The organism is Salmonella sp. 32010601201800023SM, assembly GCF_017572235.1.
Lineage (GTDB): Bacteria > Pseudomonadota > Gammaproteobacteria > Enterobacterales > Enterobacteriaceae > Salmonella > Salmonella enterica.
The window spans coordinates 925,581-948,808 of the sequence record NZ_JAGEQS010000001.1 but is presented as its reverse complement, the minus strand read 5'-3'; the positions used below and the strand labels follow the sequence as shown (position 1 = coordinate 948,808).

The window sequence follows — 23,228 nt, the reverse complement described above, 5'->3', positions numbered from 1 at the left end:
ATGCCATGCCGGGCTGAATCAGAGGAAAGACTATGTTTGATCTTGAAAATGTTGTAGATAACCAGACAGCGGCTGAGGAACTCGAAGAAGTCGTTATGGGGCTTATCATCAATTCTGGTCAGGCGCGCAGCCTGGCATATGGCGCGCTCAGAAAAGCGAAAGAAGGCGATTTTGAGGCGGCGAAAGCGATGATGGACCAGTCGCGCATAGCGCTCAATGAAGCGCATCTTGTGCAGACAAAACTCATCGAAGGCGATCAGGGCGAAGGTAAAATGAAAGTCAGTCTGGTCCTGGTTCACGCTCAGGATCATTTGATGACATCAATGCTGGCTCGTGAACTGATCGCCGAGTTGATTGAGCTCCATGAGAAACTGAAATAACAGGGGGCGGATGATGCAGCTACAGGTTAACGCAACGGAAATCAAAACGGTTTATGAGCAGCAGCTCTTCAATGGCAAAAATTTCCATGTGTTTATCTATAACAAGACGGAAAGCGTCACCGGGCTGCATCAGCACGACTACTATGAATTTACCCTGGTATTAACCGGACGTTATTACCAGGAGATCAACGGGAAGCGTGTGCTGCTGGAACGTGGAGATTTTGTTTTTATCCCGGTGGGGTCGAATCACCAAAGTTTCTATGAGTTTGGCGCAACGCGTATTCTGAACGTAGGAATTAGTAAACGTTTTTTTGAACAGCATTATCTTCCGTTACTGCCGTTTTGTTTTGTGGCATCGCAGGTATACAGGGCGAATAGCACCTTCCTTACCTATATTGAAACGGTGATTGCGTCGTTGAATTTTCGCGGCAATGGGCTCGACGAATTTATCGAAGTGGTGACATTTTATATTATAAACCGCTTACGTCATTACCGCGAAGAGCAGGTTTATGATGATATTCCACAATGGCTGAAAGCAACCGTGGAGATAATGCATGATAAAACGCAGTTTGGCGAACATGCGCTGGAAAATATGGTGCGCCTGTCGGCAAAATCCCAGGAGTATCTGACGCGCGCCACCCGACGTTATTACAGCAAAACGCCGATGCAAATCATTAATGAGATTCGCATTAATTTTGCCAAGAAACAGTTGGAAATGACCAACTATTCGGTTACGGATATTGCTTATGAAGCCGGGTATAGCAGTCCAAGTCTGTTTATTAAAACGTTTAAGAAGATGACCTCATTTACGCCGAATAGTTATCGGAAGCGATTGACGGAAATTAATGAGTAACGGTTTGCATTGCTCGATTAATTACATTTCACGCTTGCCCCAATAGCGCGGGGAACGTCACGCTATTTCTTACGAGCGGGCATAGCGTAATACATATCAGTGTTATACACTGAAGGGAGATATTATGAGCCAGAAATTAAAAGTCGTCACTATTGGTGGCGGGAGCAGCTACACCCCTGAATTACTTGAAGGCTTTATTAAACGCTACCATGAATTACCTGTCACTGAATTATGGCTGGTTGACGTTGAAGACGGGAAAGAGAAGCTGGGCATTATTTATGATCTCTGCCAGCGAATGATTGATAAAGCAGGCGTTCCGCTAAAATTGTATAAAACGCTGGATCGCCGGGAAGCGCTGAAAGACGCTAATTTTGTTACTACCCAGCTACGCGTTGGTCAACTCAAAGCCCGTGAACTGGACGAGCGTATCCCGCTTAGTCACGGCTATCTGGGGCAAGAAACCAACGGCGCTGGCGGTTTATTTAAAGGGTTGCGTACCATTCCGGTTATTTTTGACATCATTAAGGATGTTGAAGAATTATGTCCGAATGCGTGGGTCATTAACTTTACTAATCCGGCAGGGATGGTGACGGAAGCGGTTTATCGTCATACCAACTTTAAAAAGTTCATTGGCGTATGTAATATTCCTGTCGGCATGAAAATGTTTATTCATGACGTGCTGGCGCTGAATGAGACTGACGATCTTTCCATTGACCTGTTTGGTCTAAACCATATGGTCTTTATTAAAGATGTGCTGGTGAATGGCACCTCACGGTTCGCAGAATTACTGGATGGCGTGGCGTCCGGTCAGTTGAAAGCGTCAACCGTAAAAAATATCTTTGATCTGCCGTTTAGTGAAGGATTGATTCGCTCGCTGAACATGCTGCCGTGCTCTTATTTGTTGTATTACTTCAAGCAAAAAGAGATGTTGGCGATTGAAATGGGCGAATATTACAAAGGCGGCGCGCGCGCTCAGGTCGTACAAAAAGTGGAGAAACAACTCTTCGACTTGTACAAAAATCCTGAGCTAAACGTGAAGCCGAAAGAGCTTGAGCAACGCGGCGGCGCTTATTATTCCGATGCCGCTTGTGAAGTCATTAACGCTATTTATAATGACAAGCAGACTGAGCATTACGTTAATATTCCACATCATGGGCATGTCGAGAATATCCCGGCGGACTGGGCGGTGGAAATGACCTGCATTCTGGGACGCAATGGCGCGACGCCGCACCCGCGTATCACCCGTTTTGACGAAAAAGTGCTGGGGCTTATCCACACTATTAAAGGATTTGAGGTCGCGGCCAGCAATGCGGCGCTGAGCGGAAACTTTAATGATGTGCTGCTGGCGCTTAACCTGAGTCCGCTGGTGCATTCCGACCGCGACGCAGAAGTCCTGGCGCGTGAGCTCATTCTGGCGCATGAAAAATGGCTGCCTAATTTTGCCGCTTGCATCGAAGCGCTGAAAGGTAAGCACCACTGACAGAGGTAGGCTATGGAACGCGTGTTGATTGTGAATGCCGATGATTTTGGCCTGAGTAAAGGGCAAAATTACGGCATTGTTGAAGCATATCGCAACGGCGTTGTGACCTCCACGACGGCGCTGGTCAATGGCGAGGCTATTGACCATGCGGCGCAGCTTAGCCGCGAGCTGCCTGCGCTTGGGGTGGGAATGCATTTTGTTTTGACGTTAGGCAAACCGGTGTCAGAGATGCCGGGCCTGACGCGAGACGGCCTGTTGGGGAAATGGATCTGGCAAATGGCGGAGGAGGATACGCTTCCGCTGGATGAAATTGCGCATGAACTGGCGTGTCAGTATCAGCGTTTCATCGACGTATTTGGCCGCGAGCCAACGCATCTCGACAGTCACCATCATGTGCATATGTTCCCGCAAATTTTCCCCATCGTCGCCCGCTTTGCGGCGCAGCGCGGGATTGCGTTACGTATTGACCGCCAGACGGTGTTGAACGCCGACGATCTGCCGTCGGATTTGCGCAGCACTCAAGGATTTAGTAGTGAATTTTACGGCGAGGAGATCACCGAAGCGTGCTTTTTACGCATTCTGGATGCCTCGGCGCATCGAGGAGAGGCCTCTCTGGAGGTGATGTGTCATCCGGCGTTTGTGGACAACATTATTCGCCAGAGCGCCTATTGTTACCCCCGCTTAACTGAACTGGAGGTATTGACGTCTGCGTCACTCAAGGCAGCGATTGCGGAACGTGGATATCGTCCTGGCAGTTTTCTTGATATTTAGCTCCTGAGTTTGCGGCGCAAGAATGCGCCGCATTTTTTGCCGTTTATGCAGGAATCGCGTTAATTTTCCCCGCACGCGACCAGACACGGTGTGCCGCCATCAGCGTCAGCAGAGTGTCCATAAAGTGGTGGTCAACGTTATCGGCCTCAGCAAGTCCTTCTTCCCCCTGGCTATCAATGTTTAAAAGCGCCTTAAACCGTCGGGCGTCGCCTGCCAGTGCGATGGGCTTCAGATGTTTGTAGGCTTCCAGAAGGTAGTAACGGGCATCGCCGCAACTCTCGATATCGGCAATATTGCCGCACGGTACTATTACCGCATCGACCGTTAGCGACGGCGCGCCGGCAAAGGTTGCCGCAATCGTTAATGTTGAACCGTCATCAGCCGTTACTTCACCCATCCGTGAATAGAGTAGTTTTGCGTGGACGCCTTTAGCTTTTAAAGCCTGCAAAATGGTCAGTAGATCGGCGGCGTTAACCTTGTCGTTCAGCAGGATAGCGACCACGCGGCCTTTAACATCGCCGTCCGGCACCGCATACAGGCTGAGCGCCGGATCTTTTTTCAGACCGTTGACATCAGGAGGCGGGGCAATTTGCGTTTGCTCATGGGTGAGTGCAAAACCGAGATTATGCGCGACGCCCTCAGCCAGCGTAACATCAATATGCGCTAACTGATCGACCACCCGCTCCCGAATATACGCGCGGGCGACTTTACCCAGTTCAAAGCTGAACGCGTCAATAATATGCTGCTGTTCTATCGGCGTCTGACTGAGCCAGAACAGGCGAGGATGCGAGTAATATTCACCGAAAGAGGGGCTGCGTTCGCGGATTTTATTGCCATCCACGCGTTCCTGGTATGATTCGAAGCCGCCGCGTTTTGGCGCTGGCGGCGTTTCGCGCGGCCAGTTGTCATTAATGGAGTTCGGTTCATAGTTCGCCGGATTGGTGTCGATATCCATCCGGTGCATACCGTCACGCTGGAAGTTATGGTAGGGGCAGGTAGGGCGGTTAATCGGAATTTCGTGGAAGTTTGGCCCGCCCAGACGACTGATTTGCGTGTCGGTATAAGAGAACAGACGCCCCTGTAACAGCGGATCGTTGGTAAAATCAATGCCGGGAACGATATGTCCTGGATGAAATGCCGCCTGTTCGTTTTCAGCGAAAAAGTTATCCGGATTACGGTTTAACACCATTTTGCCGACGCGTTGTACTGGCACCAACTCTTCCGGAATCAGTTTGGTCGGATCGAGCAGATCAAAATCGAATTTAAATTCATCCTCTTCGGCAATGAGTTGTAGGCCCAGCTCGTATTCCGGAAAATCGCCCGCTTCGATGGCCTCCCACAGATCCCGGCGGTGAAAATCCGGATCGCGACCGGTCAGTTTTTGTGACTCATCCCATACCAGCGAGGCTTTACCCGCCAACGGTTTCCAGTGGAAACGGACAAAGGTCGCTTTCCCTTGTGCATTGATCAGACGGAAGGTGTGAATGCCGAACCCTTCCATCGTCCGATAACTGCGTGGAATGCCGCGATCCGACATTGCCCACATGACGTTGTGCAGCGTCTCAGGCTGTAAGGAAACATAGTCCCAGAAGGTGTCGTGCGCGCTCTGTCCTTGCGGAATAGCCCAATGAGGTTCGGGCTTAACGGCGTGCACAAAATCCGGAAACTTATGCGCATCCTGGATAAAAAAGATCGGCGTGTTATTACCGACGAGATCGAAAATTCCCTCTTCGGTATAAAATTTGGTCGCAAAACCGCGGATATCACGTACGGTATCAGCAGACCCCGCGCCGCCCTGTACTGTCGAAAAGCGAACAAAGACCGGGGTAATTTTCTGTGGATCGCACAGAAACGCGGCTTTCGTGATGTCGCTCAGGTCTTTATATGGCTGGAAATAGCCGTGCGCTGCAGATCCGCGGGCGTGAACGATCCTCTCCGGGATGCGCTCATGGTCAAAGTGGGTAATTTTCTCGCGCAGGATAAAATCTTCCAACAGCGTAGGGCCGCGGCTGCCGGCGCGAAGAGAATTTTGATCGTCGGCGATGCGCACGCCCTGATTGGTGGTCAGCGCATAATTTTCGCTGCCTTTACGAAAGGCGTCGAGGGCAGTGAGCTTATCATTCGCGGTCTCGGGCGCTTTTAAGCTGCCGGGGGCCGTCGGTTGCGCGCCCGGCGGCGTCGGTTCTGGCGTGGGGCGATGTGAATCGTCTGACGGCGCCAGGGAGTCCAGGCCGGGCTGTGATTCACGGGTATCATGCACGGGGGACTGATGGGGGGATTTCTCATTATGCGACATTGAACTCGTCTCCTGCTTTCATCACTGAAATGGGCGTGGTAGTAGTCAAAATCACTCTAACTATAGAACATTTCAGCAATTATGCTGGGGGAGAGCGGAACGGCAGACAAGGCTCAATAGGGAAATCGCACGCGCGGAACAGGACGTCGGGGGCGAAGATCGGCTAAAATAGTGTTTTTCTGATTTTTAGCCTTAGCCTCTTTTAGTGAAGCATTAATGATGAAACCTCTTCGCCAGCAAAATCGCCAGATTATTAGCTATATTCCGCGTGTTGAACCCGCGCCGCCGGAACATGCGATAAAAATGGATACGTTTCGCGATGTCTGGATACTGCGCGGTAAATATGTTGCCTTTGTTCTGACGGGGGAGTCATTTCAACGGTCGCCCGCCTTTAGCGTGCCAGAATCGGCGCAACGTTGGGCGAATCAGGTTCGCCAGGAAAACGAAATCGCTGACTAAGAAAAAACAAAACGCCGGTACTGGAGACCGGCGTTTTTAGTGACAGACATTTTGAGTTGCTGATCGTCATGTCTCAGACGATGTGAACGCCCGATAATGTATTATCGATGCGCCAGTTCAGCGTCTTCTTCGCTATCGAGAATGGTTTTATCGGTCTGCTTCAGCCACTGGCTGGTCAGCGTACCAGCGGTCATTGAGCCACTCACGTTCAGCGCGGTACGGCCCATATCAATCAACGGTTCGACGGAGATTAACAGCGCGACCAGCGTGACCGGTAAGCCCATGGCAGGCAGCACAATCAGCGCGGCGAAGGTCGCGCCGCCGCCAACGCCGGCAACACCCGCCGAACTTACAGTAACGATACCCACCAGCGTGGCTATCCATACGGGGTCTAAGGGGTTGATGCCGACCGTCGGCGCAACCATTACCGCCAACATCGCAGGATAAAGACCGGCACAACCGTTTTGGCCGATGGTCGCGCCAAAAGAGGCAGCAAAGCTGGCGATGGACTCCGGCACGCCCAGGCGGCGGGTTTGCGCTTCGACATTGAGTGGAATGGAAGCGGCGCTGGAGCGGCTGGTAAAGGCAAATGTCAGCACCGGCCACACCTTGCGGAAATATTTCAGCGGGCTAATCCCGTTCACGCCCAATAGTATGCCGTGAACCACAAACATTATCGCCAGACCAAGATATGACGCTACCACGAAGCTTCCAAGCTTAATGATGTCCTGCAGATTAGAGCCGGCAACCACTTTCGTCATCAGCGCCAGTACGCCGTAAGGCGTAAGTTGCATCACCAGACGCACCAGCTTCATCACCCAGCTTTGCAGGGTATCGATAGCAACAAGCACACGCTCGCCTTTTGGCGCATCATCTTTCAGCAGTTTAAGCGCGGCCACGCCCAGGAATGCGGCGAAAATCACCACGCTGATAATAGACGTAGGATTTGCGCCAGTCAGATCCGCAAACGGATTTTTCGGTACAAAAGACAGCACCAGTTGCGGCACGCTGAGATCGGCCACTTTGCCGACATAGCTCGTCTCAATGGCATTCAGACGCGCGGTTTCCGCGCCGCCCTGAACCAGACCTTCCGCCGTCAGTCCGAACAGATTGGTGACCAGCACGCCCACCAGCGCTGCGATAAGGGTAGTAAACAGCAGCGTGCCGATAGTCAGAAAACTGATTTTCCCCAATTGAGAGGCGTTATGCAGTCGTGCCACGGCGCTTAAAATAGAGGCGAATACCAGCGGCATCACAATCATTTGTAGCAATTGCACATAGCCGTTGCCGACAATATTGAACCACTGAATGGAGTCTTTTAACACCTGACTGTCAGCGCCATAAATGGTGTGCAGGGCCAGACCAAAGACCACGCCCATCACAAGGCCGACAAGCACTTTTTTAGCCAGACTCCACTGTTTATGACGGGCCTGCGCCAGTACAAACAGCAGAATGACGAACACCGCAATGTTCGCAATTAATGGAAAATTCATCCCCGTTCTCCTGATTTTTTTATTATGAAGCGCTGTGTTTTAGCGATTCTGTTCGCGCAAGATTAGCAGAACTGTGAGCTGGCTCTTATATTCAAATGGAATGGTTTATACCAAAAATGACTTTGGCGTTGATTTACTAATCAATCTGGTGATTTATAAAACGATTGAACTGCATTTGCAGGATAGTGATCATCTGCGAAGACCAGCGTATGACGTTGTTTTCCGGCATGGACTGCGGCATCCACACCGCCCAGGCAAACAACGCCATACATAAAAATCGCTCCAGCTGATTGCCTTTGCGCGGCGCCAGAATAGGCAGGCGGAAACGCCAGCGGCACGGCCACAGTAAGGGAACGCCTGCGGGGGTGAGCATATCCGCGACGATATGGCTTAAATAGCCGAGTACCATGCCTTGCAGCGCATCCGCCGGGATAATCCACGTATCCGGAACCTTGAGATAAAAGGTCGCCAGTAGGGCAAAGACCGCCAGCAGACTATGGGTAAACCCCCGGTGACCAAACGCGCGGGCGATCGGTTTCGATACCCATTTCAGGCGCTGGCCAAGAAAAGATTTGGGGTGGTCGATATCCGGCAGCAGACAGGTCAAAATAGCCGAAGGAATAATATGCCACCAGTCGCCGTGCGCAAGGACGGGCGTTAACTCGGCATTCTTGGCGAAAACCGCGCTGGCTATAGAAAAAAGAAGATGTCCTTCCGCCGTCATGATAAAACCCATTAAACTGTCAATTCATACAGTATAGGGTTTTTATACAGTAGGCGGAAGTGGTGACGTTGTAACTCTTTGTCTCTGTCAAAGCCGCTTGCCGTCTGGCTCAGCGGCTAATTGCCCGTTGACTTTGTTTCGGAAACATCTTAACCGAGTAGATGCGCCGCCGTCAGCTCTGTCAGTGAGTTAAGTTTGACATTCGCCAGCGCAAAGCGCGGATCAGGCTGGTTTTCTTCTGCTGGCACCACAATGGCGCGCATTCGCGCCGCCTTTGCCGCGATTAAACCATTCACCGAATCTTCCAGCGCCACGCAGGTTAATGGATCAACGCCTAGTTTGGCCGCACAATCCAGATAGACCTGCGGGTGCGGTTTGCTGTAGGGCAATTTTTCCGCAGAGGCCAGCGCGTCAAAACTGTCGCGCAGTTCGAACATGGTGAGCACTTTTTCCAGCATATGTAGCGGCGATGCCGAGGCAAGCCCCACTAATAGCCCCTGCGCTTTACACAGCGCCACGGCCTCGCGCACACCCGGCAAAAGAGGGCGCGTCTCTTCGATAAGCGTAATCGCGCGGGCAATAACACGGTTTGTCACTTCCTGGCGATCGGGGCCGCTCCACGGTTGCTGCGCAAACCAGAGATCGACAACCATATCAATGCGTAGCCCAAGCGTGTCTGGCAGTTCATGGCGTCGAGTAATATCTACGCCTAAACTTGCCATTACGTCCAGTTCAGCGCGATCCCAGAGCGGTTCGGAATCGATCAGTAGTCCATCCATATCGAAAATTGCAGCAAGAATTTGGCGTGGGGTTGACATCACAACCTCTCCTGTTGAGATTAAAAAATAACGAATTAAGCGTTCATTATGACCATGTTCTTAGTATATCGCCCTTAAAGATCAGGCGAAAACGGGAATCAACAGGTAGACTTAGGCCAAAACGACGCGTCTTTATCAAGGGGAACTCATGACGTATCAACAAGCTGGACGCATTGCAATCCTAAAAAGAGTTGTAGGGTGGGTTATTTTTATTCCGGCACTGCTTTCCACGCTCATCTCAGTCCTTAAATTTATGTATGCGCACAGTGAAAAGCAGGAGGGGATAAATGCGGTAATGCTGGATTTTACCCACGTAATGATAGACATGATGCGCGTGAATACGCCGTTTCTGAATGTTTTTTGGTACAACTCGCCGACGCCAAATTTTCAGGGAAGCCTGAATATCGGTTTCTGGCTCATTTTTATTCTGATTTTTGTCGGGCTGGCGATGCAGGATTCCGGCGCCAGAATGAGCCGCCAGTCACGTTTTTTGCGTGAAGGCGTGGAAGATCAGTTGATCCTGGAAAAAGCAAAAGGCGCGGAAGGGCTAACGCGTGAGCAGATAGAGTCACGTATCGTGGTGCCGCACCATACCATCTTTTTACAGTTTTTCCCGCTCTATATTTTGCCGGTCATTATTATCGTGCTCGGCTACTTTTTCTTTTCCTTGTTAGGCTTCATGTAAACTGAAAAATGCCGGATAGCCCGTATCCGGCATGGGCTGTACCTATACCGCAAGCAGCCGATCCATCGCTTTTTGCGCAGTGGCCAGGTGCTGACCGCCAAACAGCCTTGCCCGATTAAGCAGGGTGTAGAGCTGGTAAATCGGCTGCCTGTCGAGAAAATCCAGCGGTAGCGGCGAAACGGACTGATAGCCGTCATAAATCTGCGGTGGCTGATCGGTATGCAGCGGCAGCATCGCCAGATCGCATTCTCTGTCGCCCCAATAGCAGGCTGGATCGAAGATATAGGGGCCGTCAGGGCCAAGCGCGCAGTTCGCCGACCATAGATCGCCATGCAAAAGAGAAGGCTGCGGTTGATGCGACGCCAGACGTTGCTGAACATGTTCAACAATGGCGTCAATATTACCAAAAGTAATGCCTTTTTCCGCGGCGAGTTCAAGTTGCCAGCCAATGCGCTGTTCGGCGAAAAAAGTCGACCAACGGCGTTGCCAGGTATTCGGCTGCGGCGTGGTAGAGAGCGCGTTGTCAAAATCGAGGCCGAATTGAGGTTGGTCGCTCCATTGGTGCAGGCGCGCCAGCTGTTGCCCAAGAATAAACGCATTATGGGCATCCAGCGGGCGGGGCGAGAGGTAGTCCATGACTAAAAAGCTGTAATCCCGATCCGAACCTACCGCCCATACCTTAGGCACAACAACGGTTTTACTGCGGGAGAGCAGCTCCAGCTGATCGGCTTCAGCGGTAAAACCGCGAAGCATTTCTCGTTCATCGCACTTTACGAAAAAATCATGGCCTGCATAACGTAAATGCCATGCGGCATGAACTTCTCCGCCTGGCAGTTCATTACGCAGTTCGATTTCGCCTTCACCGACTTGCTCGCTTAAAAGACGACTGATAGCTTGCCACATAATGTCTCTCCCCACGTTGTCTGCCAGATCATAAGGTTAGCGCAAAAATGCGGTTAAAAAATACGAACTAACGCACATCGCGGACGCGCCGCGGCGGGAATGGCACTTATTGTGCGTTTTTACTCCACGCCTCCCAGGTCGCCACGGTAATGTCGACATCCTTATCTAACGCGCTTTTCGCAAGTCCGGCGACAAGCGCTTTGATTTCATCAGCGCTCTGAGCGCTAACAAAGCCAAACGTATTGGTGCCGAGCTCATGCACATTCCCTTCATCGTCCGTTAATGTCAGCAAAAAACCGCTGCGCGTCAGATGATTATTGAGTTCGTTAATCTCGGTCAGGGAATCTTCATGGAAGGTTACGGTAATAACATAACGGGTAATATCGCCACTGGCCATCGTTCACCTCGTTGGGAGCAACTGTGTTTTTAACAGCGGCGGATGCGCCGCCCGTTAACCGATTTTCCGGTATCCCCCTCGGCGAGGGGGAAACGATTATTGCGCGGAAAGATAGGCGTATATTTTTTGGGTATCGTCACGAGAACACAGACGCGTACCTTGATTGAGCGTAGCAGCGCTGCCTGCCGCCACACCGAAGCGCACCATCTCTTCCAGCGACGCGTCTTGCGCCAGTTTTAACGTCATCGCGCCTACCATACTGTCGCCTGCGCCGACAGTACTTTGACTTTTCACCGGGGGAGGAACAACCTGGATGCAATTCTCACTGTCTATGCCCAGCGCCCCTTGCGGCCCCAGAGAGACCACTACCCGGCGAGCCTTGCCGCTTTGCACTAATTCCTGGGCCGCTTTACGCACATCATCAGGCTGCGTCAGATCGCGATTGACCAACGCGCTCAATTCTTTCAGGTTAGGTTTCACCAGTTCGATATCGCCAAGCGCCAGCGCGGCGGTGAGCGCGTCGCCAGAGCTATCAATAATGCAGCGAATGCCTTGCTTCTGCGCGGCGGAAATCAGTTGCGTGAGTTTCTCGACCTTAACGCCGGGCGGAAGGCTGCCGCTGATAACCAGAATTGCCCCGGATTCAATTTCCAGTACCTGTTCTTCAAGCTGGCGAAATTCGTCATCGTCCAGCGTGGCGCCGGGCATAACAAAACGATACTGTTCGCCGCTGGACTCGACGTGGACGTGCAGGTTCTGACGCGTCCAGTCTTTCGCATCGACGGTAGACACGGGGACATTTTCGTCAGCCAGTAGTGCGACCAGATGTTCGCCGGTAGCGCCGCCAGCCGGGAAAATTGCGGTCGCGGTGCCGCCAAGATGCGCAATGGCGCGAGCGACATTAATACCCCCGCCGCCGGGTTCGAATACCGGCGCGGAGCACCGCAGTTTACCTTCGGGATAAATTTGCGGCGTGATTGTTGCGCTATCGAGAGAGGGCGCAAGCGTCAACGTATAGATACGTACCATCGTTACCTCCTGTTAGGCTGATTTCAGTCTGGCACTTAATCCCCGGAAAGTGAAGGAATTAACAATATGATTTTCCGGATCTTTATTTAAAGAAGTACGATGTAAAGTTATATAAATAAATGAATGCTTCGGGAGGGTTCTTATTCAAAAAATGAAATAGTAATTGATTGCTATGTTATTCGGGGCTTCTTATAATTCGCTACCTTTCCAGGGGCGTTTGTCATTGATCCCTATGAAAGTTTCCGGGACCGTCGTGGTCTCTTTTTTAGTTGTACGGACTCTATATAAATGAAGCTTTTGAAGGCAGTACCCGCTGTAGTTATGCTGGCGGGTGGCGTGTTCGCGTCTCTGTATGCCGCCGCCGATGATTCCGTTTTTACTGTCATGGATGATCCCTCCACCGCGAAAAAACCTTTTGAAGGTAATCTGAATGCGGGCTACCTTGCTCAGTCAGGCAATACTAAAAGTTCTTCCTTAACGGCTGACACGGCGATGACCTGGTATGGACAACGTACCGCCTGGTCATTATGGGGCAATGCCAGCAATACCTCCTCTAATGATGAACGCTCTTCAGAAAAATATGCGGTAGGCGCGCGTAACCGTTTTAATATGACGGATTATGATTATACCTTTGGCCAGGCCAGTTGGCTGACAGACCGTTTCAACGGTTATCGTCAGCGCGACGTACTGACCGCCGGTTACGGGCGGCAGTTCCTTAATGGTCCAGTGCACAGCTTCCGTTTTGAATTCGGTCCTGGGGTTCGCTATGACGAACATACGGACGATACCACTGAAACGCAGCCGTTGGGTTATGCTTCCGGCAGCTATGCCTGGCAGTTAACTGACAATGCTAAGTTTACACAGGGGGTGTCAGTATTTGGCGCAGAAGACACCACACTAAATTCGGAAACAGCCCTCAATGTCGCCATTAACGAACATTTTGGTCTAAAGGTGGGGTATAATTTAACGTGGAACTCGCAGCCGCCTGAATCTGCGCCTGAACATACCGATCGTCGCACTACGGTAACGCTGGGCTATAAGATGTAATATTGTACCGGGTTACGTTACGTAACCCGGTTATTCCGTGGTGACGCCTCAGAAGAAGAAGGTGATGTCTCCGTTGATATAAGAATAGTCGTCTCCGGTGCGAAATTCCGACGTGACTTTGTTTAAAGAAAGAGAAAATGCGACGGGAGAATAGCCGATGGTGGCACCGACGCGATATTCATCCACGGTTTTATTAATATCCACCGTTTCCATTTTTGTTTGCAGCGTTTTCCCCTGTAACGTGTAGTTTTTATCAACTTCCCTGCGCTCAACGCCAGCAAATACTTTATAGATCAATCCCTCTTTTTGAGTGTGTATTAATCCTCGGCGGGACAGTAACCCAAACCCATTATCAGAGTTAAAGGTCTTATCATTTCCCAGCGCAACGGTTGCGCCGTACCCTAAATACTGGAAGAGATTGCCGCCGACAGCAGAGACTTCTGGATAGAAGCCCACATTGACACCCAGAATATCAATAGCTGGCGTAAGGGAGACCATTCCTTTTGCCGTATAACCATAACGGTTTTCAATTTGATCCTGCCAGGCAGGGTATTTTTCTGCGCCTATTATTCGATGCGCCCGATTCTGAACCTCCTGACCGCCTGCGTCAGGACCAATAACGCCGATATCGGTACCTAAACGATAACGTAACCAATTGGTGGCTAATGAATTCCACTCCAGTCCGGTATGAAGAAAGGCGCTGAACGCGCGGTCGCCTTTGACGGCTTCAGGCTTTCTCTTATTGGCGCCTGATGGAGAATAAATATCTTGCGCGATATGAAAAGAGAGTTGACTGGCGTCAGTGAGATCGTGGCTGTAGCCTAAAAAGAGCCCGGCAGTATAATCACCCCGGTCTGCAGCCGGGTGCCCATAAAGGGCATTTAAGGATGGTTGAAATATACCTGCATCATCATTCGCCACTGAAATAGCAAGGCTACTGGCATTGGCCATTGTGGTCGTACTGAGTATGGCGGCAATCATCGTTGCGCAATAGCTGTATTTGTTCACTTTTTACCCCTGAATATGAAAGTGAATACTCTTATTTTTACAAAGTAATAAGCACAGCAGCATGATGCGCAGTGCCTATTAAACCTTTAAATATAACTAAACTCCTGCCAGCAGCGAGTCATTGAGAGGATACGTTGCCTTAATGTTGAAAAATGGTGTTAAAAAACATGCGCCAGATATTATTGAATATCCATTTTTCATTCGCTATCTGAGTGCGAGAAATTATTGGCTTCACGATTATGCATATAATACGATGTTTTTTGGTATCAATATGAATATCACGTTGTATTCTTTTGAGCTCATTTTCTATGATGGCTTCGATGTTTATCTGTTATTAATTTTTACCGTGATAGTGTTGTCTTTAATGATGAGCGCATCTAACGGCTGGCAGGGTAATATAACCAAATTATTGCTACCTGAATTATTAGGGCAGTTATTATTAAGAAAGAAAAAATGAATAAAACCATTAATCTGCTAAAATTACTGCCCGTAGTATTATTAAGCGCATGTACTACATCGTATCCTCCCCAGGATATAATATCGGCACCCGAGTTACCCCATCGTAACGTACTCGTTCAGCAACCTGATAACTGTAGCGTTGGCTGTCCTCAAGGAGGAAGTCAACAAACAATCTATCGCCATGTCTATACGCTCAATAATAATAGCGCCACGAAATTTGCCAACTGGGTTGCCTATAGTGTGACAAAAACCAGCCAGGCAAGCGGTCGTCCGCGGAACTGGGCGCAGGACCCCGATTTACCGCCCTCGGATACGTTGGCCCCTTCGGCCTATAAAAATGCCCATACGCTATTAAAAGTCGACAGGGGACACCAGGCGCCGTTGGCAGGATTGGGCGGCGTTTCGGACTGGCCGTCGTTAAATTATTTATCGAATATTACGCCGCAGAAATCCGCCCTGAACCAGGGAGCATGGGCTGCACTGGAAAACCGGGTGCGCGAACTTGCCAAACAGGCTGATGTATCTGTAGTGCACGTAGTGACCGGCCCCCTTTTTGAGCGGCATATCGCCACATTGCCAGAAGATGCGACGGTAGAAATTCCCAGCGGGTACTGGAAGGTTTTATTCACCGGAACGGCGCCGTCAAAAAGTGAAGGAAATTACGCTGCGTTTATTATGGATCAGAATACACCCCGTTCGGCGAATTTTTGCGACTATCAGGTTACCGTGGAGGCTATCGAACATAAAACGAAGCCAGTGCTGACGCTGTGGTCTGCCTTGCCTGAAGCGGTAGCCAGCGAGGTGAAAACGACAAAGGGGAGTCTGGCGCAGAAGTTAGGTTGTCGATGAGAAGCGCTATACGGCGCGTAGAAAGATAACGGAGAAACTCTGTCAAGAGCCTTGATTTGCTACAGAGTGATGCAATCTCCCTTTTTTTAGTGTTACCATCGTCATGCCGGACGAAAATAGCAATTTTCGTTTGTGTCGAAGGTTGTGCGCCAATTTAGCAATGGTTGGCTAGATGGATACACAACTCACTGTCAATAAATTCATTTTCTCTTTGTATGTGATCTTGCGTATGGGTCACCACTGCAAATAAGGATATAACATGCCTGTTATTACTCTTCCTGATGGCAGCCAACGCCATTATGACCACCCTGTAAGCCCGATGGATGTTGCTCTGGACATTGGTCCAGGCCTGGCGAAAGCCACTATTGCGGGCCGTGTGAATGGCGAGCTGGTTGATGCTTCCGATCTGATTGAAAATGATGCGACGCTTGCCATCATCACCGCAAAAGATGAAGAGGGTCTGGAGATCATTCGTCACTCTTGCGCGCATCTGTTAGGTCACGCAATCAAGCAACTTTGGCCGCACACGAAAATGGCGATCGGCCCGGTTGTCGACAACGGTTTTTACTATGACGTTGATCTTGACCGCACGCTAACTCAGGAAGATGTCGAAGCGCTCGAAAAGCGGATGCATGAGCTCGCCGAGAAAAATTACGACGTTATCAAGAAGAAAGTCAGCTGGCACGAAGCGCGTGAAACCTTCGTGAAGCGTGGTGAAAGCTACAAAGTTTCCATTCTTGATGAAAACATTGCCCATGATGATAAGCCAGGCTTGTACCATCATGAAGAATATGTCGACATGTGTCGTGGTCCGCACGTGCCGAATATGCGTTTCTGCCATCACTTTAAACTGATGAAAACTGCCGGCGCATACTGGCGCGGTGACAGCAATAATAAGATGCTGCAGCGTATTTACGGTACGGCATGGGCAGATAAAAAATCCCTGAACGCTTATCTGCAGCGTCTGGAAGAGGCCGCAAAACGCGACCATCGTAAAATTGGTAAGCAGCTCGACCTGTATCATATGCAGGAAGAAGCGCCGGGCATGGTGTTCTGGCATAACGACGGCTGGACTATCTTCCGCGAGCTGGAGGTCTTTGTTCGTTCTAAACTCAAAGAGTACCAGTATCAAGAAGTTAAAGGCCCGTTCATGATGGACCGTGTGCTGTGGGAAAAAACCGGGCACTGGGACAACTATAAAGATGCGATGTTCACCACGTCCTCAGAAAACCGCGAATATTGCATCAAGCCGATGAACTGCCCGGGCCACGTTCAGATCTTTAACCAGGGTCTGAAATCCTATCGTGATTTGCCGCTGCGTATGGCGGAATTCGGTAGCTGCCACCGTAACGAGCCATCAGGCGCGCTGCATGGTCTGATGCGCGTACGCGGCTTTACGCAGGATGATGCGCATATCTTCTGCACCGAAGAGCAGATCCGCGATGAAGTTAACGCTTGTATTCGTATGGTCTACGATATGTACAGCACCTTTGGCTTCGAGAAGATCGTCGTCAAGCTTTCCACTCGTCCTGATAAGCGTATCGGCAGCGATGAGATGTGGGATCGTGCTGAGGCGGATCTGGCGGTTGCGCTGGAAGAAAATAATATCCCGTTTGAGTATCAACTGGGTGAAGGCGCATTCTACGGTCCGAAAATTGAATTTACCTTATATGACTGCCTCGATCGTGCATGGCAGTGCGGTACAGTACAGCTGGACTTCTCCTTACCGTCTCGTCTGAGCGCCTCCTATGTAGGCGAAGACAACGAGCGTAAGGTGCCGGTAATGATTCACCGTGCGATTCTTGGGTCGATGGAACGCTTCATCGGTATCCTGACCGAAGAGTTCGCTGGTTTCTTCCCGACATGGCTCGCGCCTGTTCAGGTAGTCGTGATGAATATTACCGATTCGCAGTCTGAATACGTTAACGAATTGACGCAGAAACTACAAAATGCGGGCATTCGTGTAAAAGCAGACTTGAGAAATGAGAAGATTGGCTTTAAAATCCGCGAGCACACTTTACGTCGTGTCCCTTATATGTTGGTCTGTGGTGATAAAGAGGTGGAAGCAGGCAAAGTTGCCGTTCGCACCCGCCGCGGTAAAGACCTGGGCAGTCTGGACGTAAATGACGTGATTGAGAAGCTGCAACAAGAGATTCGCAGCCGCAGTCTTCAACAACTGGAGGAATAAAGTATTAAAGGCGGAAAACGAGTTCAAACGGCGCGTCCGAATCGTATTAATAGCGAAATTCGCGCGCAAGAAGTTCGCTTAACAGGTCTGGAAGGCGAGCAGCTTGGTATTGTGAGTCTGAGAGAAGCTCTGGAAAAAGCTGAAGAAGCCGGAGTAGACTTAGTCGAAATCAGCCCTAACGCCGAGCCGCCGGTTTGTCGTATAATGGATTACGGCAAATTCCTCTATGAAAAGAGTAAGTCTTCTAAGGAACAGAAGAAAAAGCAAAAAGTTATCCAGGTGAAGGAAATTAAATTCCGTCCTGGGACAGATGAAGGCGACTATCAGGTAAAACTCCGCAGCCTGATTCGCTTTCTCGAAGAGGGCGATAAGGCCAAAATCACGCTGCGTTTCCGCGGTCGTGAAATGGCCCACCAGCAAATCGGTATGGAAGTGCTTAATCGCGTGAAAGACGATTTGCAAGAACTGGCAGTGGTCGAATCCTTCCCAACGAAGATCGAAGGCCGTCAGATGATCATGGTGCTTGCTCCTAAGAAGAAACAGTAAGGCCTTCAAGTAACAATTCTGTGAAGCCTTCGGGCTTCACAGGTTTTGTTCGCCTATGTTTCGTTTATTAACAATGCGAAGTGGAAGTTATTAAAATGCCAAAAATTAAGACCGTACGCGGTGCTGCTAAGCGCTTCAAAAAAACCGGGAAAGGTGGTTTTAAGCACAAGCACGCTAACCTGCGTCACATTCTGACCAAAAAAGCGACTAAACGTAAACGTCACCTGCGTCCGAAAGCCATGGTTTCTAAAGGCGATCTGGGCCTGGTTATCGCGTGCCTGCCGTACGCATAAGCCGTTAACGTTTTTAACTTTTTAATTAGAATAGATACAGGAGAGCACATATGGCTCGCGTAAAACGTGGTGTAATTGCACGCGCACGTCACAAGAAAATTTTGAAACAAGCCAAAGGCTACTACGGTGCGCGTTCTCGCGTATACCGCGTTGCCTTCCAGGCAGTTATCAAAGCTGGTCAGTATGCTTACCGTGACCGTCGTCAACGTAAGCGTCAGTTCCGTCAACTGTGGATTGCGCGTATCAACGCAGCAGCACGTCAGAACGGTATTTCTTACAGCAAATTCATCAACGGCCTGAAAAAAGCCTCTGTTGAAATCGACCGTAAGATCCTGGCTGATATCGCCGTATTCGACAAAGTCGCGTTCACCGCGCTGGTTGAAAAAGCGAAAGCAGCTCTGGCATAAGCCAGTGAAAAGAGGGAGCCTGGCTCCCTCTCTTTTATTTACTGTTCAGTGAGTTGACAATTGACCTGTAACCCTTTTCAATAAAGGATATTCGGTTTTACCACATAAGGTAACGCAAGCATGAACGCTGCTATTTTCCGTTTCTTTTTTTACTTTAGCACCTGATCCCAGGAGGCTAGCGCGTGAAAAACGAAACGAAAAACAGCGCAAAAAAGCCTCCTGATGGAGGCTTTTTTTGTATCTGAAATCGAGAGATTACGTCCAATGAACCGGTGTCTTCACCGACACAATGAGGAAAACCATGTCACATCTCGCAGAGCTGGTTGCCAATGCAGCGGCCGCCATTAACCAGGCGTCAGATGTTGCCGCGTTAGACAATGTACGCGTCGAATATTTGGGCAAGAAAGGGCATTTAACCCTTCAGATGACGACCCTACGCGATCTGCCGCCGGAAGAGCGTCCGGCAGCCGGGGCAGTCATTAACGCCGCGAAAGAGCAGGTACAACAGGCGCTTAACGCGCGTAAAGCCGAGCTGGAAAGCGCAGCGCTTAACGCCCGTCTGGCCGCTGAAACCATCGATATCTCCCTGCCGGGGCGCCGTATTGAGAACGGTGGTCTGCATCCGGTCACGCGTACCATTGACCGTATTGAAAGTTTCTTCGGCGAGCTTGGTTTTACCGTAGCGACTGGCCCGGAAATCGAAGATGACTACCATAACTTCGATGCGTTAAACATTCCGGGTCATCACCCGGCCCGCGCCGATCATGATACCTTCTGGTTTGACGCGACCCGTCTGCTGCGGACCCAGACGTCTGGTGTCCAGATCCGGACGATGAAAGCGCAGCAACCGCCGATCCGTATTATTGCGCCGGGCCGTGTATACCGTAATGACTACGACCAGACGCATACTCCGATGTTCCATCAGATGGAAGGTCTGATTGTTGATACCAACATCAGCTTCACCAACCTCAAAGGTACGCTGCACGACTTCCTGCGTAATTTCTTTGAGGAGGATCTGCAGATTCGCTTCCGTCCTTCTTATTTTCCGTTTACCGAACCTTCTGCAGAAGTGGATGTGATGGGGAAAAACGGCAAATGGCTGGAAGTGCTGGGCTGCGGGATGGTGCATCCGAATGTGCTGCGTAATGTCGGTATCGATCCGGAAATCTATTCTGGCTTCGCTTTTGGTATGGGGATGGAACGTCTGACCATGTTGCGTTATGGCGTCACCGACCTGCGTTCATTCTTCGAAAACGATCTGCGTTTCCTCAAACAGTTTAAATAAAGGCAGGATAAAACAATGAAATTCAGCGAACTGTGGTTACGCGAGTGGGTTAACCCGGCAATTGATAGCGATGCGTTGGCTAACCAGATTACGATGGCTGGCCTGGAAGTAGACGGCGTTGAGCCGGTCGCGGGAAGCTTCAATGGCGTTGTGGTTGGGGAAGTGGTTGAGTGCGCCCAGCATCCGAACGCTGACAAATTGCGTGTAACGAAAGTCAACGTTGGCGGAGAACGCCTGTTGGATATCGTCTGCGGCGCGCCAAACTGTCGTCAGGGGCTGAAAGTAGCGGTGGCCACCATTGGCGCTATTCTGCCGGGCGATTTCAAAATTAAAGCGGCGAAACTGCGCGGCGAACCGTCTGAAGGGATGCTGTGCTCCTTCTCCGAACTGGGGATTTCCGACGATCACAGCGGCATTATCGAACTGCCGGCGGATGCGCCGCTGGGTACCGATATCCGTGAATACCTGAAGCTTGACGACAATACCATCGAAATTAGCGTCACGCCGAACCGTGCGGATTGCTTAGGTATCATCGGCGTTGCGCGTGATGTGGCGGTACTGAACAAAGCGCCGCTCCAGGAGCCTGAAATGGCGCCGGTTACGGCAACTATCAGCGATACGCTGCCGATTACAGTAGAGGCCGCTGATGCGTGTCCACGCTATCTGGGCCGGGTGGTAAAAGGCATCAATGTTAACGCGCCGACGCCGCTGTGGATGAAAGAGAAACTGCGTCGCTGTGGTATTCGCTCCATCGATGCGGTGGTTGACGTCACGAACTATGTGCTGCTCGAACTGGGTCAGCCAATGCATGCTTTCGATAAAGATCGCATTGATGGCGGTATTGTCGTGCGGATGGCAAAAGAGGGTGAAACCGTCGTCCTGCTGGACGGTAGCGAAGCGACGTTAAATGCGGACACGCTGGTGATCGCCGATCACCATAAGGCGCTGGGGATAGCCGGTATTTTTGGCGGCGAACATTCCGGAGTGAATGGCGAAACGCAAAATGTGCTGCTGGAGTGTGCGTACTTTAATCCGCTGTCTATCACCGGTCGCGCTCGTCGCCACGGTCTGCATACCGATGCGTCTCACCGCTACGAGCGCGGGGTGGACCCGGCGCTGCAATATAAAGCGATAGAGCGCGCTACTCGTCTGCTTCTTGATATCTGTGGCGGTGATGCGGGTCCGATAATTGATGTGAGCAACGAAGCAACGTTGCCGAAACGCGCCACCATTACTCTGCGTCGCAGTAAACTGGATCGCCTGATCGGGCATCATATTGCGGATGAGCAGGTCAGTGATATTCTGCGTCGTCTGGGCTGTGAAGTGACCGAAGGGCAGGACGAGTGGAAAGCCGTGGCGCCGACCTGGCGTTTCGATATGGAGATTGAAGAAGATCTGGTGGAAGAGGTGGCCCGCGTTTACGGCTATAACAATATTCCGGACGAGCCAATCCAGGCCGGTTTAATCATGGGAACGCACCGTGAAGCCGATCTGTCGTTGAAGCGGGTTAAAACCATGCTGAACGACAAAGGCTATCAGGAAGTGATTACCTATAGCTTTGTCGATCCTAAAGTACAACAGCTCATCCATCCAGGCGCAGAAGCGCTGCTGCTGCCAAACCCTATCTCCGTTGAGATGTCGGCGATGCGTCTGTCTCTGTGGAGCGGATTGTTGGCGACGGTGGTCTATAACCAAAACCGTCAGCAGAATCGCGTGCGTATTTTTGAAACCGGTTTACGTTTCGTTCCGGATACACAAGCCAATCTGGGTATTCGACAGGATCTGATGCTGGCTGGCGTGATTTGCGGTAACCGCTATGATGAGCACTGGAACCTGGCAAAAGAGACCGTTGATTTCTATGATTTGAAAGGCGATCTGGAAGCAGTATTGGATTTAACCGGCAAACTGGGTGATATCCAGTTTAAGGCGGAGATGAATCCGGCACTGCATCCGGGACAGTCTGCGGCGATTTATCTGAAAGATGAACGTATTGGTTTTATTGGGGTTGTTCACCCTGAATTGGAACGTAAACTGGATCTGAATGGTCGTACGCTGGTGTTTGAACTGGAATGGAATAAGCTCGCAGACCGTATCGTGCCGCAGGCGCGGGAGATTTCACGCTTCCCGGCCAACCGTCGCGATATTGCGGTTGTTGTTGCAGAAAACGTTCCCGCAGCGGATATTTTATCCGAATGTAAGAAAGTTGGCGTAAATCAGGTAGTTGGCGTAAACTTATTTGACGTGTACCGCGGTAAGGGTGTTGCGGAGGGTTATAAGAGCCTCGCTATCAGCCTGATCCTTCAGGATACCAACCGTACACTCGAAGAAGAGGAGATTGCCGCTACCGTCGCCAAATGTGTAGAGGCATTAAAAGAGCGATTCCAGGCATCATTGAGGGATTGAACCTATGGCGCTTACAAAAGCTGAAATGTCAGAATATCTGTTTGATAAGCTTGGGCTTAGCAAGCGGGATGCCAAAGAACTGGTTGAACTGTTTTTCGAAGAGATCCGTCGTGCTCTGGAAAACGGTGAGCAGGTGAAACTCTCTGGTTTTGGTAACTTCGATCTGCGTGATAAAAATCAACGTCCGGGGCGTAACCCGAAAACGGGTGAAGATATTCCTATTACAGCACGGCGCGTGGTGACCTTCAGACCCGGGCAGAAGTTAAAGAGCCGGGTCGAAAACGCTTCGCCCAAAGAAGAGTAATCAGATCCAGGCATAACATCCATCAGGGTGTATTGCGGCAGATACGCTGCCATCCCGAAAGTAGATCGGCGGGATGACAGCGTATCTGTCAGCCTGAAAGATGACCCGTATAACTAAAAAGGCCGCATTGCGGCCTTTTTTCTTTCAAGTA

Annotated in this window: 25 protein-coding genes and 1 other annotated feature; of the genes, 17 read left to right on the top strand and 8 right to left on the bottom strand. The window is 50.6% G+C overall.

Going from position 1 to position 23,228, the window contains the following annotated elements; translation table 11 throughout:
• Positions 1–32 precede the first annotated feature (32 nt).
• From chbA to chbG, 4 genes are all read left to right on the top strand, one after another.
• Positions 33–380 (top strand): PTS N,N'-diacetylchitobiose transporter subunit IIA, encoded by a 348-nt coding sequence (gene chbA / locus J4617_RS04775; protein WP_000459883.1) that lies wholly within the window; start codon positions 33–35, stop codon positions 378–380.
• Positions 381–390: 10 nt separating this feature from the next.
• Positions 391–1,233, top strand: coding sequence for a transcriptional regulator ChbR (gene chbR, locus J4617_RS04770; RefSeq protein ID WP_000983393.1), 843 nt, complete (start codon positions 391–393; stop codon positions 1,231–1,233).
• A gap of 124 nt (positions 1,234–1,357) precedes the next feature.
• A complete protein-coding gene (locus J4617_RS04765; RefSeq protein ID WP_000078780.1) occupies positions 1,358–2,713 on the top strand; it encodes a 6-phospho-beta-glucosidase in 1,356 nt (451 codons plus the stop codon).
• A gap of 12 nt (positions 2,714–2,725) precedes the next feature.
• Entirely contained in the window at positions 2,726–3,484 is a 759-nt protein-coding gene (gene chbG, locus J4617_RS04760) for a chitin disaccharide deacetylase (protein ID WP_000442730.1), read from the top strand.
• 43 nt (positions 3,485–3,527) lie between these two features.
• Here the strand turns inward: chbG and katE are convergent, their stop codons facing one another.
• Positions 3,528–5,780 carry a catalase HPII gene (gene katE / locus J4617_RS04755; RefSeq protein ID WP_017465444.1) on the bottom strand — a complete coding sequence of 751 codons (2,253 nt, stop codon included), beginning with the start codon at positions 5,778–5,780 and terminating at the stop codon, positions 3,528–3,530.
• 216 nt (positions 5,781–5,996) lie between these two features.
• On the opposite strand from katE, the gene cedA reads away from it, so the two are divergent.
• Positions 5,997–6,239, top strand: a complete 243-nt coding sequence (cedA, locus tag J4617_RS04750; RefSeq protein WP_000977510.1) for a cell division activator CedA — start codon at positions 5,997–5,999, stop codon at positions 6,237–6,239.
• Positions 6,240–6,340: 101 nt separating this feature from the next.
• Here the strand turns inward: cedA and tcyP are convergent, their stop codons facing one another.
• The 3 genes from tcyP to hxpB form a co-directional block, all read right to left on the bottom strand.
• Positions 6,341–7,732, bottom strand: coding sequence for a cystine/sulfocysteine:cation symporter (gene tcyP / locus J4617_RS04745; protein WP_001010662.1), 1,392 nt, complete (start codon positions 7,730–7,732; stop codon positions 6,341–6,343).
• Between the two features lie 136 nt (positions 7,733–7,868).
• Complete coding sequence (locus tag J4617_RS04740; protein ID WP_000505804.1) at positions 7,869–8,468, bottom strand: metal-dependent hydrolase; 600 nt, start codon at positions 8,466–8,468, stop codon at positions 7,869–7,871.
• 137 nt (positions 8,469–8,605) lie between these two features.
• Positions 8,606–9,274, bottom strand: coding sequence for a hexitol phosphatase HxpB (hxpB, locus tag J4617_RS04735; protein WP_000106856.1), 669 nt, complete (start codon positions 9,272–9,274; stop codon positions 8,606–8,608).
• A gap of 148 nt (positions 9,275–9,422) precedes the next feature.
• On the opposite strand from hxpB, the gene J4617_RS04730 reads away from it, so the two are divergent.
• Positions 9,423–9,959, top strand: a complete 537-nt coding sequence (locus tag J4617_RS04730; protein ID WP_000222158.1) for a YniB family protein — start codon at positions 9,423–9,425, stop codon at positions 9,957–9,959.
• A 42-nt stretch (positions 9,960–10,001) separates the two neighbouring features.
• Here the strand turns inward: J4617_RS04730 and J4617_RS04725 are convergent, their stop codons facing one another.
• From J4617_RS04725 to pfkB, 3 genes are all read right to left on the bottom strand, one after another.
• On the bottom strand, positions 10,002–10,862 hold the full coding sequence (locus J4617_RS04725) for a fructosamine kinase family protein (RefSeq protein ID WP_000267686.1): 861 nt from the start codon (positions 10,860–10,862) through the stop codon (positions 10,002–10,004).
• Between the two features lie 106 nt (positions 10,863–10,968).
• On the bottom strand, positions 10,969–11,259 hold the full coding sequence (gene ghoS, locus J4617_RS04720) for a type V toxin-antitoxin system endoribonuclease antitoxin GhoS (protein WP_000146133.1): 291 nt from the start codon (positions 11,257–11,259) through the stop codon (positions 10,969–10,971).
• Between the two features lie 96 nt (positions 11,260–11,355).
• Positions 11,356–12,288, bottom strand: a complete 933-nt coding sequence (gene pfkB / locus J4617_RS04715) for a 6-phosphofructokinase II (RefSeq protein ID WP_000251707.1) — start codon at positions 12,286–12,288, stop codon at positions 11,356–11,358.
• 288 nt (positions 12,289–12,576) lie between these two features.
• On the opposite strand from pfkB, the gene J4617_RS04710 reads away from it, so the two are divergent.
• Positions 12,577–13,335 carry a YdiY family protein gene (locus J4617_RS04710; RefSeq protein ID WP_000770981.1) on the top strand — a complete coding sequence of 253 codons (759 nt, stop codon included), beginning with the start codon at positions 12,577–12,579 and terminating at the stop codon, positions 13,333–13,335.
• 48 nt (positions 13,336–13,383) lie between these two features.
• Here J4617_RS04710 and J4617_RS04705 read toward each other — a convergent pair whose 3' ends face one another.
• Positions 13,384–14,343 (bottom strand): lipid A deacylase LpxR family protein, encoded by a 960-nt coding sequence (locus tag J4617_RS04705; protein WP_001046438.1) that lies wholly within the window; start codon positions 14,341–14,343, stop codon positions 13,384–13,386.
• Positions 14,344–14,485: 142 nt separating this feature from the next.
• Here J4617_RS04705 and J4617_RS04700 point away from each other — a divergent pair, with 142 nt between their 5' ends.
• From J4617_RS04700 to ihfA, 10 genes are all read left to right on the top strand, one after another.
• Complete coding sequence (locus tag J4617_RS04700; RefSeq protein WP_000916617.1) at positions 14,486–14,800, top strand: hypothetical protein; 315 nt, start codon at positions 14,486–14,488, stop codon at positions 14,798–14,800.
• Positions 14,797–15,651, top strand: a complete 855-nt coding sequence (locus J4617_RS04695; RefSeq protein WP_001044085.1) for a DNA/RNA non-specific endonuclease — start codon at positions 14,797–14,799, stop codon at positions 15,649–15,651. The genes J4617_RS04700 and J4617_RS04695 overlap by 4 nt, the downstream gene beginning before the upstream one ends.
• A 259-nt stretch (positions 15,652–15,910) precedes the next feature.
• Positions 15,911–17,839: a threonine--tRNA ligase gene (thrS, locus tag J4617_RS04690; protein ID WP_001144219.1), complete on the top strand. Its 1,929-nt coding sequence runs from the start codon at positions 15,911–15,913 to the stop codon at positions 17,837–17,839.
• Between the two features lie 3 nt (positions 17,840–17,842).
• Entirely contained in the window at positions 17,843–18,385 is a 543-nt protein-coding gene (infC, locus tag J4617_RS04685) for a translation initiation factor IF-3 (RefSeq protein WP_001574431.1), read from the top strand.
• A gap of 95 nt (positions 18,386–18,480) precedes the next feature.
• The gene (gene rpmI / locus J4617_RS04680) at positions 18,481–18,678 is read left to right on the top strand and encodes a 50S ribosomal protein L35 (RefSeq protein ID WP_001124225.1); all 198 of its coding nucleotides are present in this window, start codon (positions 18,481–18,483) and stop codon (positions 18,676–18,678) included.
• 50 nt (positions 18,679–18,728) lie between these two features.
• On the top strand, positions 18,729–19,085 hold the full coding sequence (rplT, locus tag J4617_RS04675) for a 50S ribosomal protein L20 (protein ID WP_000124850.1): 357 nt from the start codon (positions 18,729–18,731) through the stop codon (positions 19,083–19,085).
• Positions 19,086–19,200: 115 nt separating this feature from the next.
• Positions 19,201–19,324 (top strand) — a sequence feature (Phe leader region).
• Complete coding sequence (gene pheM, locus J4617_RS04670) at positions 19,206–19,250, top strand: pheST operon leader peptide PheM (protein WP_001386830.1); 45 nt, start codon at positions 19,206–19,208, stop codon at positions 19,248–19,250. Its footprint overlaps the feature before it by 45 nt.
• Positions 19,325–19,386: 62 nt before the next feature.
• Positions 19,387–20,370, top strand: coding sequence for a phenylalanine--tRNA ligase subunit alpha (gene pheS, locus J4617_RS04665; protein ID WP_000018570.1), 984 nt, complete (start codon positions 19,387–19,389; stop codon positions 20,368–20,370).
• Between the two features lie 15 nt (positions 20,371–20,385).
• Positions 20,386–22,773 carry a phenylalanine--tRNA ligase subunit beta gene (gene pheT, locus J4617_RS04660; RefSeq protein ID WP_000672402.1) on the top strand — a complete coding sequence of 796 codons (2,388 nt, stop codon included), beginning with the start codon at positions 20,386–20,388 and terminating at the stop codon, positions 22,771–22,773.
• A 4-nt stretch (positions 22,774–22,777) separates the two neighbouring features.
• Positions 22,778–23,077 carry an integration host factor subunit alpha gene (ihfA, locus tag J4617_RS04655; RefSeq protein WP_001229266.1) on the top strand — a complete coding sequence of 100 codons (300 nt, stop codon included), beginning with the start codon at positions 22,778–22,780 and terminating at the stop codon, positions 23,075–23,077.
• The last annotated feature ends 151 nt before the right edge of the window (positions 23,078–23,228 follow it).

Coding starts and splice junctions, on each gene's coding strand:
- chbA (WP_000459883.1), top strand. CDS start 33: ATGTTTGATCTTGAAAATGTTGTAGATAACCAGACAGCGGCTGAGGAA.
- chbR (WP_000983393.1), top strand. CDS start 391: ATGATGCAGCTACAGGTTAACGCAACGGAAATCAAAACGGTTTATGAG.
- J4617_RS04765 (WP_000078780.1), top strand. CDS start 1,358: ATGAGCCAGAAATTAAAAGTCGTCACTATTGGTGGCGGGAGCAGCTAC.
- chbG (WP_000442730.1), top strand. CDS start 2,726: ATGGAACGCGTGTTGATTGTGAATGCCGATGATTTTGGCCTGAGTAAA.
- katE (WP_017465444.1), bottom strand. CDS start 5,780: ATGTCGCATAATGAGAAATCCCCCCATCAGTCCCCCGTGCATGATACC.
- cedA (WP_000977510.1), top strand. CDS start 5,997: ATGATGAAACCTCTTCGCCAGCAAAATCGCCAGATTATTAGCTATATT.
- tcyP (WP_001010662.1), bottom strand. CDS start 7,732: ATGAATTTTCCATTAATTGCGAACATTGCGGTGTTCGTCATTCTGCTG.
- J4617_RS04740 (WP_000505804.1), bottom strand. CDS start 8,468: ATGGGTTTTATCATGACGGCGGAAGGACATCTTCTTTTTTCTATAGCC.
- hxpB (WP_000106856.1), bottom strand. CDS start 9,274: ATGTCAACCCCACGCCAAATTCTTGCTGCAATTTTCGATATGGATGGA.
- J4617_RS04730 (WP_000222158.1), top strand. CDS start 9,423: ATGACGTATCAACAAGCTGGACGCATTGCAATCCTAAAAAGAGTTGTA.
- J4617_RS04725 (WP_000267686.1), bottom strand. CDS start 10,862: ATGTGGCAAGCTATCAGTCGTCTTTTAAGCGAGCAAGTCGGTGAAGGC.
- ghoS (WP_000146133.1), bottom strand. CDS start 11,259: ATGGCCAGTGGCGATATTACCCGTTATGTTATTACCGTAACCTTCCAT.
- pfkB (WP_000251707.1), bottom strand. CDS start 12,288: ATGGTACGTATCTATACGTTGACGCTTGCGCCCTCTCTCGATAGCGCA.
- J4617_RS04710 (WP_000770981.1), top strand. CDS start 12,577: ATGAAGCTTTTGAAGGCAGTACCCGCTGTAGTTATGCTGGCGGGTGGC.
- J4617_RS04700 (WP_000916617.1), top strand. CDS start 14,486: ATGTTGAAAAATGGTGTTAAAAAACATGCGCCAGATATTATTGAATAT.
- J4617_RS04695 (WP_001044085.1), top strand. CDS start 14,797: ATGAATAAAACCATTAATCTGCTAAAATTACTGCCCGTAGTATTATTA.
- thrS (WP_001144219.1), top strand. CDS start 15,911: ATGCCTGTTATTACTCTTCCTGATGGCAGCCAACGCCATTATGACCAC.
- rpmI (WP_001124225.1), top strand. CDS start 18,481: ATGCCAAAAATTAAGACCGTACGCGGTGCTGCTAAGCGCTTCAAAAAA.
- rplT (WP_000124850.1), top strand. CDS start 18,729: ATGGCTCGCGTAAAACGTGGTGTAATTGCACGCGCACGTCACAAGAAA.
- pheS (WP_000018570.1), top strand. CDS start 19,387: ATGTCACATCTCGCAGAGCTGGTTGCCAATGCAGCGGCCGCCATTAAC.
- pheT (WP_000672402.1), top strand. CDS start 20,386: ATGAAATTCAGCGAACTGTGGTTACGCGAGTGGGTTAACCCGGCAATT.
- ihfA (WP_001229266.1), top strand. CDS start 22,778: ATGGCGCTTACAAAAGCTGAAATGTCAGAATATCTGTTTGATAAGCTT.